Origin of the sequence: Pseudomonas sp. FW305-28 (assembly GCF_017351395.1) — a bacterium.
Lineage (GTDB): Bacteria > Pseudomonadota > Gammaproteobacteria > Pseudomonadales > Pseudomonadaceae > Aquipseudomonas > Aquipseudomonas fluorescens_AA.
In genome coordinates, this window is record NZ_JACNDD010000072.1 from 23726 (window position 1) to 33124 (window position 9399).

At 60.4% G+C, this 9399-nt stretch carries 3 protein-coding genes; all 3 read right to left on the reverse strand.

Annotated elements, in window-relative coordinates:
* Positions 1–4: 4 nt before the first annotated feature.
* On the reverse strand, positions 5–3499 hold the full coding sequence (locus J4E53_RS17640) for a Tc toxin subunit A (protein ID WP_103309527.1): 3495 nt from the start codon (positions 3497–3499) through the stop codon (positions 5–7).
* Complete coding sequence (locus tag J4E53_RS17645) at positions 3492–7814, reverse strand: SpvB/TcaC N-terminal domain-containing protein (RefSeq protein WP_103309529.1); 4323 nt, start codon at positions 7812–7814, stop codon at positions 3492–3494. Before J4E53_RS17645 ends, J4E53_RS17640 begins: the two co-directional genes overlap by 8 nt.
* Positions 7815–8171: 357 nt before the next feature.
* Entirely contained in the window at positions 8172–9287 is a 1116-nt protein-coding gene (locus J4E53_RS17650; RefSeq protein WP_103311421.1) for a Gfo/Idh/MocA family protein, read from the reverse strand.
* Between the last annotated feature and the right edge of the window lie 112 nt (positions 9288–9399).

A 9399-nucleotide genomic window follows, 5' to 3' on the forward strand; every position in this document is an offset into this window, starting at 1 on the left:
CTGATCAGCGACTTGCAGCCATCATGGCTTCGCCCAAAGGGAGCCAGTTGGTGCTGTTACTGTAGGAACTCACCCCCGCGCACAGCAGCACGGAGGCGGCACCAAGCCCGGTGGTCTGGCACACCTGTTGGCAGCGGTACACCCATTCCATTTGAAGCCACTGGGTCGCACGACCCTCCGGCAAGGTGTCGCACAAGGTCTTTACTTCACCAGGCTGCCAGCCCAGCAATTGGGCCAACGCCGTGTTGGCTGAGTCGTTGATTGTTGCCGGTCGATCTTTGGCTTTCCGGGCCTTGTCGGGGGCGTTTGCGAGCGCCAGATAAGCAAGCCACTCGGCTTCCGACTTGCCCAGGGTGTCGAGCAAGAGGCCGTAGCGCTCAAGGTAGTAGAGGCTGGCCAGGGTAAGGTTCGATGCGTTGTTCGCGAGGCCTAGCCAGGCCGGTTCACGGAGGAATGTTCGCAGCGCACGTTCACTGATCCCCAGATGCCGTGCGACGGCGGCATGGCGCAGCAGTGGCTGAAAACGCTCAGTCAGGGCGGTGTTCTGGCCCTGGGTCGGCATCGCGAGCACCTCGGACAGCAAGCCATGTGTGGTGTTATTGCTCCATTGGATAACACTCTCCGCCAGGGCCATGGGCAAGCCCAGGGTATCTTGCAGCAGGCCTTCAAGCAGCTGCAATTGTCGTGCGTAGCCATTGACCAGGCACTCGCCGAGCTTCGCCTGAATGCTTGTCTTGACGTCATTTGATAAATGCAGAGGCTGGAGTACTTGCGCCAGAGTGCGGTCGATCATCTGGACCGTTGTGTCCTCCAAAGTCTCTGGATAGGGATAGCCACCGGTCACCAGCCCCTGATCGTTGAGCAATCGGGTTCTGAGTAAGGCGCGCCAGGCGATGTCCGCGTTCTGGTCGTCTTTTACCGGAAGGCTCAACCGATCCAGCTCCGATGGGCTGACGAGCGCCGGCGTCAACTCGGCCGCCAATCGATTCAAACGCTCCAGCAACGTTTGTAGCGGGAGGAACTCATACGGGTCTCGGCCCAGCAGACGCCGCACATCACCGACTTTGCGTTTAGTGTCCCTGAGCCAGGTAACGGCCCAGTCCATGTGCATCAATATATCGGCGATATCCGGCGCGCCGCCGCCCAAGCGGAACCGGCCCGTGGCGAGATTCTTCTGATAGGCTTCGCCCCCCAGCAAGTCCAGCAAGGCACAGTAATCCTCAATCGACAGATCGAACATCCGCGCGATACGGGCCTGGCGGTAAAGCGAGGAGACGGTCTCCAACGAACGCGTCAAGGGACCGACATGGGCAATCGTGATATTCGCCAGTTGCAGCAGAGAACCTTCAGTCAATTGAACGCCAAGGCCGGCGCAGAGCTGATAGGCGGTTTTCTGATCGGCAGGGTCTGCGCTGGTAAGATCGAATGCTTGCTGGTCCAGCACGAACGGTGTATCGAACAAGCTCGGGCTGTTGAATACCAGGTCGAAGAGCGGTGTCCGCTCTCCCGTGGCGTAGGGGGACAAGTGATGGAAAAACGCCGCGAACTCTTCAGCGGTGATCTGATAGTGGCTGCTGAAATAGCGAAATAGGCCCAGAACACGCATGACATCGCCATTGAGCGCCATGTCCAGGTTGTTTTCACCGCAGCCGCGAATGGCACTGACCACCAGGGTATCCAGTTCGGCGAAGGGGATGTTCATCCAGCGTTGCAGGCGGATCATGCGTTGCAGGCGGTCGAAACGGTTCAGCGATGTCTTGGTGATAGACCATTCGCTGCGCCCGTTGTTGAGGCTTTCCTTGAGCCCCATGGAGTTATCGAACCTGTCGAAGTCCGGGTTTTCGGCGGACGCATCGAACCTGTCGGAGCCCACGCCGTTCACGTAACAGGCCCCATAATGTGACGCGTGCGGATAGGGTAGATTGAACTGCCCACCGTTTACCAAAGGGTTGAGGGACGGGCAATTGGCCGATAGCCGAGGGCGCTGGCTGCGTTGGGAAAGCAGGGCCTCGACCTGGTCGGCATTCAATCCGGTCCTGGCCATGAAGGTGTTCAGGTTCGACAGGGACGCCGTGTTCAGCGTCATCACCTCCATGCCGTAGTAGGTACGAAAGAATTCCTGCTCTGGACCGGTCAACACGTAAGCTTCATCGAGTGCCAGGGTGAAGCGCTGTTTTTCGAGAAGTTGGGTAGTGCTGTCAGCATCTAGCGTCGCCACGAGCATATCGAAGGTCACTTGATAACCGGGACTTACTTGCAGCGAGGCACCTGCATTATCAGCCGGTAGATATTGAATATACGTGCATGCTGGTTGAGCCTTGACCGGGGAGTAACGGTTGATCGCATAATTTGTATTTTCTCTGATCCGGCGAACGCCAAAGCTCAATACAGTGTCTTTATCGGCCTCGCCGGATTTGCTGAAAGCAAGCGTTACCTGAGTGCTCATGGCCCCTCCCGAAGTCGCAATTTCATGCGCCTCGGGTTCTGCACGCTTGATCACCTCTTGCTGGGGCAACAGGTAACTGGTCGAGCGGGCCTCAAATAGATTCAGGTTGGAAATGCTTGGTCCCTGCCAGCCTTGGACCAGTTGCGAATGCGAAATGTAGTAAGTGCTGAACGGTGTAGATCGCGTCAACACGCCGTATTGCTCGACGCTCAACCCTGCAAACAGCTGTTGCGCGACTGTGGGGTGTTGCTGCCCTCGGCCGTAATTGTTGCCGCCCGTGACGGGCAGTTGTGGACTGATTAAATAGTTGATCTCACCCAGCATCAGTTTTTTCTGGGACAACCCCAACTTGCACTGGTGATGAGCGTGGGTGTACGGAAAACTGAAGGGGTAATACTTCGCGGCAAACAAACGGTGAAGCGGCGTTCCTGCGGAAGGCGTACCGGACAGATAACGTTCGATCCCCTGACTCAGGACCGTGTTGGCAATATCCAGCATCGGCAGGGGCTTGAAGGTCGCTTGTTGGTCGATCAATAAGGTCTTGATATCGGGCCGGCGAACATCCAGACGAATCTTCTTCGACGCGTCGCCCGTGTTCTCCTCCTCCAATGACGTCGTTGCCAGGCGATAGAGGGCACTCAGGTAAGCCACCGGAGAATCCACCGCCGCCAGTGCACCGACTTTGCAGAACTCGTCCCAACGCTCCTTGAACAAGTTGGGATAGCTGGGGCCGATATCCACCAGGGCGCGAACCCCTGTGCGTTTGGACGCGGAACGAGCGCTGTCGGAAGTCACCTGCTTTTCGCGGTACAAACGGGCAATTTGTACCGCGTAGCACAAGGCATTGTCATAGGCCAGTTCGCCATCGGCATCACTGAACTTGGCCAGGCGTTGGCAAAAAAGTCCCTTGGGTTGCCGGACGATATCAAACACCGACTGGATATCGAGGCGTTCCATCGCAGTGACGAAGTCGACTTTCTCTTCCTTCGTCCCATCCGCAGGTGCCTCGGTAGCGTCAACGAGATGGCTCAATAACGGATTGGACTCACTCATCGCTCAGCCCTCTGTCAAACAAGGTGTCATTCTCGTCTTCGCCAATCCCATACCACCCTAGATACCGCTGCCGCCGCCAATACCCCATGGCCGTGACCGTCAAGGTTGGTCTACCCAGTGGGTCATAGAACTGCTGGTCGCAATGGCCGAATCGGCGAAACGATTCATCGTTGATGTAGCGATAGCCGTTGGCGAAATACGGTCGGTAGATGCGCACCGCCAGACCTTTGTTGTTGTATTCGACCCGTTCGCTGACCCGCCAACGCTCGGCGGCCGGCGCGCTCACCGGTTGGTCGTCGTCCAGCACCAGGCTGCCGTCCTCCGCGATCTGATAGGCCGTACCCGGCTCGACCTTCTGTTTGCTCTGTAGACTCCGGCCAAAGCCATCCCAGCACTGCACGGCGATACGGATCTTGCGTTCGGGATTGTCCGGCGGTTGCGGATAGCGGTCGGCTTGCAAGACGGCGGCGTGTACCGGCTCACGGCGCTGCACCCAACTGAAGGCATCGCGAAAACAGGCGCTGGCCGCGCCTTGCAGGGCGGCGTCGGGGGCGGCAATGGCTTCGGTCGGTAAACGGATACCCGGCTGGTGCTGGTCTATTGGGTCGAAACCGACCTCGATGCCGCGCTCGGTGCCATGGAAGCTGCTGGCCGACAGCTCGCCAAAACCGTCATAGCGGGCCTCCTGAATGTTCTGGTTCGGATCGACGATGCGCCGGGGTAGCAGGAACCGGTAGTCGACTTCGGCCACGCGGGTGCTGCATCCGTCAGCCGTGGTGACGCTGAGTGGCAGGCAGTGATAGGCATCGAAAACAATGTCCGTCGGCCCCTGGCTTTCAGTGGGCCGGGCGCTGATCAGCCGGTAGAACCCCTCCGGTCCGGCATAGGTCATGAACCCCTTGCGCGTCGACCACAACACCCGGTCCGGTTCCGTCGGCAACACGACGGCCATGGAGTGATAACCGAGCCCAGGGAGTTTGTCCGCCAGCTCTTCGGGGCTGAGCACTGACGCATACGCTTGTAGCGCTGTCTCATCCAGCTCGGCGGATTCAAGGTAGTCGGCCAAGGCCTCGAAGCTGGCCTGTCCCGCCGGCAAGGTCTGGCCGGCGTGTTGATAGCGCTGTTCGGACAAGTGGGCCAGCACTCGCTGGAATTCTCCGCCGGGCGGGGCATTGAGGCGGTCGAACAGCGCCTCATGGGAGATGTCTTGCGGCTGCAGCACCGTCTTCGACAGCACCATCACGTTGTTCCGGGACAGGTAGGGCAAGCCCAGGCGAACGGCTTGCTGATCGTCCAGGTGAATGAACTGGGCGCGGTGTTCATTCAGGTAGTAGAAACGCTGCGCGTCATCGTGGGCGGCACGCCACCAGGTTTGTTCATGGGCGTCGTCGAACGGTGGCGTGTCGTCGATAGTTTTGCGTCGGGCATAGTCGACCGTCACTTCGTGGGTGAGCGCGCCATAACGATCCCAGGCCAGGTTGATGTGGTGCTGGCACAGCGGGTCGTCCGGCTGGCGTTCGTAGGTGTAGACGATGGACTCCAGTTCCAGCGGTTGCATCCGACAGTACGGCTGGTAGTCGTCCCGCCCTTGCCACAGGCGCACGGCATAGCGCGATTGCTGCACCGAATAGGGCCGGGCCTGCAACGGGTCGGCGGCGTCGAGGCCGAATACCTCGACCCGCAGCAACACGCCGGCCAGGGCGTAGGCCATGTCGTGGCGGGTTTCGTCATTGGCGTTGCCGATGATCTCGTCCGGTGCGTCACCTTGGGGTGCCAGCAGCAAGGCCATGCCCAGGGGCTGGGCCGCGCTGTCCGAACGGTCATAGTCCAGCCCCGGGAGGTCGGGCGTGCGCCCGGTATGGAACCAGCTTTTGCGCAGCACCGGCGCGGTAAAGCCGGCCTGGCGCTGTTCGTCGCCGGTGGTTTCGCTGTCGGTTTGCAGCACCAGGCCAAAGCCGCGGAATTCGCGTTCCTGCCCGTCGTAAAAACCCTGTCGGTATTCAAAGCACTGGGTCAACTGATTGCCGGTGATTTCATCCAGCTGGATCTGCCGCACGGACACGGGCATCGGAAACGGTACATAGCTGGCGATTTCCAGGTTCTCCGCCAGCAGCGCCTGTTTTTCATCGAGCCATTCCTGGGCTGAGCTGCGGTAGAACACTTCGCCTGCCGCGCCCATATTGTTGTTCGTACGGTGCAGCAGATAGGGCTTGGCCTGGACAAAGTCGCAGCGCCAGTGCCGGGGCTTCATGTGCGGTACGGTCAGCACCAGGCTGGAACAGCCGAGGCCTTGCAAATCGGCGGCGCTGACCTGGCATAGTCGGTCATAACGCACGCCCGGTGGCCAGGGCAGGATCCGTGGGGTGGTCTCGAACCCCATGCCGGTGCGGTTCATGAAGATTTCGACGTGTTCGCTGGTGAGGTAGATCAGGTCAGCGGCGCCGGAACCGTCCAGATCGGCAAGCAGTACCCGCGAGGCATCGAAGGACTTGTAGGTGTAAGGCAGGTTCCCGAGCCGGAAGCCTGGGTCGAAACGACCGTGGCCGCGGTTGGGCCAGCAGACGATTTCGTTGTGGCGAATGCGCACCAGATGCTGTTGGCCCGTGCCCAACACATCACTGAACGCCACCAATTCGGTCTGGGCCTGGCTCAACAGGGGCAGACGATCGTCGGGGGCCGTTTCGACGAAATGCGCGACATCCTTGCCCGCCGCGAAGCCTTCATTTCGACGATTGGCGTACAACCGCACACTGCGTGGGCCGATCAAGGCCAGGTCGGACAATCCACCGCCCATCAGGTCGGCCAGTTGGCTTTGTGGATGGAAGAACTCCACGGGGAAGGCACCAAAGGTGACGAACTTCGACCAGTGGCGATCCGGGTTGAGGGTGAAAAAGCCACTCACGCCGGGTTGCGCCATGACCCAATCCAGCCGGCCATCGCCGGTGAGGTCCATCAACGACTGGCGCACCGGTTTGCGGCTATCCATGACCGGGATGGCGTCCAAGCGCTTCCACGCGTCGTAGCTCACCTCATCCGGTGCTTGGGGCGCGGGGGCGCGCAGCGGTTCGCGGTAGTACCAAGCCTTGTCGCTGCGATAGAGCACACCGGGAATACCCTCGCCATACAGGTCGACCAACTGGTATTGCTGGCCGTCGTTGAGGCCGGGCATGGCATCGAATTCCTGGTACCCGGCATCTTCGGTGGAAAACGCCGCGTAGCTGAACGCCACCGGTGGGCGCGACTCGATGTGCCCTTGTTCGTCGTAGCCTTGCTGATGTGCGGCAGACAGCAGGTTATAGCCCAGTTCGGTGGTGTGGTACTCCAGCAGCAAGCGCTGCACCAGCCACGGTTCGCTGCCCAGTTCAGCGAAATGGTGGAACATCAGCACCTGCCGGCACAGACGCAGGTTGCCCAGCAGGAAACCGTAGCCGTAGGTGGCGAAAGCATCGCTGCGTACCGGCCACGTATTCGTCGGCTCGTAGGCGGGGATGTCCGTCAACCCGGTGTCGCGTTCGCCATAATCGAAGATCAGGTCGAAGTGCCACTGGGCTTGTTCGAGTTGGGGCGGTGCCCAGTGATAAAGGTGCGCGTTCGCTTCGGCATTGCCATAGCGCACTCGGCTCAGGTAACACTGGGCGCGAAAGTCCCGCGGCGTATCGGCGGGCATGCCCGCATGATCTTCGCCAGCGTATTCATAGAGAATGTGTTCGCCATGGGCGTTCAGGCTTTCTTCCAGCAGCCACTCGCCGACACGCAGGGCGTCTTCGAGGTCGGTGCTGCGTGACGAAGCGTTGAAGCCGTATAAATGCAGGCTGCCATCGGCCCCGTGAATCAACCAGAACCCTGGGTAGTCATCCGCTGACCGCCAGTGTTCGATACGTTCGAAAGCACCCTCGATACGCGGAAAATAACGCGCGACCTGATAGACCGTGCCCAGGTCCAGACCTTGATACGTGTCGACAGGCCGGCGAATGATCTCGGCGTCATCATCGCGCTCCGGCATCCACACCGTGCCGTCGGGGCCCAACATGACATCGTCGTCGGTGTAGGCCGGTACGCCCTTGCTGATCCGCCGTGCGACGCAGCCCAGCGACAGCACCCAGCCGATTCCGAACAGGCTGTTGCCCACGCTGCTGCCGTAACCGAGCCGCAGGGCAGGGGCGAAACCGCGTCCTGGAGAAATCGGCAGCGGCAAGTCGAAGGATGCCTTGCCGGTGGCACCCACTTCGCCCCAGCCGCTGCCGATGCTCTGGATGGCACCGCCGCCCTTTGGCAACGAAGGAGGGGTGATGCTCAAGCGTTCCGGTTGATCCATCGCCAGGCTCTGTGCGGGTGTGCAGGGAGCTAATTTGGCGCGAATCTGAGGGGGTATCTACTGTCAGAGCTGACAGTTCTCTAGTCGTTAATGAAATAAGAAAATGGTGGGAGGGGGCATATCTCACCACAGACTTACTCTCTACCCTTGGGGAACATGCTTTTGTGGCGAGGGAGCTTGCTCCCGCTGGGTTGCGGTAGGAGCTGCCGAAGGCTGCGATCTTTTGATCTTTCGCTTGAGATTCAAGTGTCTTGGGAAAGATCGCAGCCTCGTTTCACTCGACAGCTCCTACACAGCTCCTCCACAGCCAGCGGGAGCAAGCTCCCTCGCCACAAAAGTGTTCACTGAGGTGAGCGGTTACAGCTCGCTGACCTTGACCCAGCGCTGCTCCCGCGCCGCCACCCGAATCGCTGCCGCCAGCCGTTCCACTTCCCAGGCCTCGTCGAAGTCCGTGCCGCTGCCGCCTTCGCCAGCGAGGGCCATGATCAGTTCCTGCACCTCCAACGTCTTCAATTCGTTGTACCCCAACTGGTGTCCGGCGGCGGGGCTGAATGCGGCATAGCCGGGCAGATCCGGACCGGCCAGCAGGCGTTGGAAACCTGGCTGGCCGGCGCGACACAGGCGCAGTTCATTGAGCCGCTCCTGATCGAAGGCCAATGTGCCGAGGGTGCCGCTGATCTCGAAACTCAGATGATTCTTGTAGCCATGCTTGAGCCAACTGCTGCTCACCGTGCCCCGGGCGCCATTGGCGAAACGCAGCAGCCCGTGGACGTGGTCGTCCACCGCGATGGCCCGTTGTTCGGCATTGCCGGCGCTGGCAGGGCGTTGGTGATGCACGGTCTGGCTGTCGGCGCACACGGCCTCGACATCGCCCAACAAGTGCCGGGCCATGGCCAGCAAGTGGCTGCCCAGGTCGGCCAGTGCGCCACCGGCGTGGCTCGCTTCGCAACGCCATGACCACGGCGAAGTGGGATCGGCCATGAAGTCTTCGCTGAACTCACCCTGGAAGCTGATGATCTGTCCCAGTTCGCCGCGCTGGATCATGTCCCGCGCCAGTTGGATGATCGGGTTGTGCTGGTAGTTGTAGCCGACCCGCGTCACCACCCCAGCGGCCTTGGCCGCCTGGCGCATCTGCTCGGCCTGCTCCAGGGACACCGCCAGGGGCTTTTCACAATAGACCGGCTTGCCCGCCGCCAACGCCGCCATGGCCATGGGGAAGTGCAGGTGGTTGGGGGTGGTGATGGCGATCAGGTTGACCTTGGGGTCGTCGATCAGCTGTTGCCAGTCACTGTGGGCCGTCTCGAACCCCCAGCTTTGGGCGCACTGCCGGGCACGCTGCGGATCGGCGTCGGCCAGGGCCGCGAGTGTCAGGTTCAGGGGGAGGTCGAACACCGCCTTGGCATTGTGGAACGCCAAGGCATGGGCACGGCCCATGAAGCCGGTGCCAATCAGACCGATGCCGAGTTCACGCATGAGAAAGAGCCCTTTGAATTGTTATTTTCAGAAGGCTCTTTATGGAATAAATATTCTCAAATTGCAAATGTTGGAATAAATATTCATTTGTGCGATCGCAGAGGATCCCTTG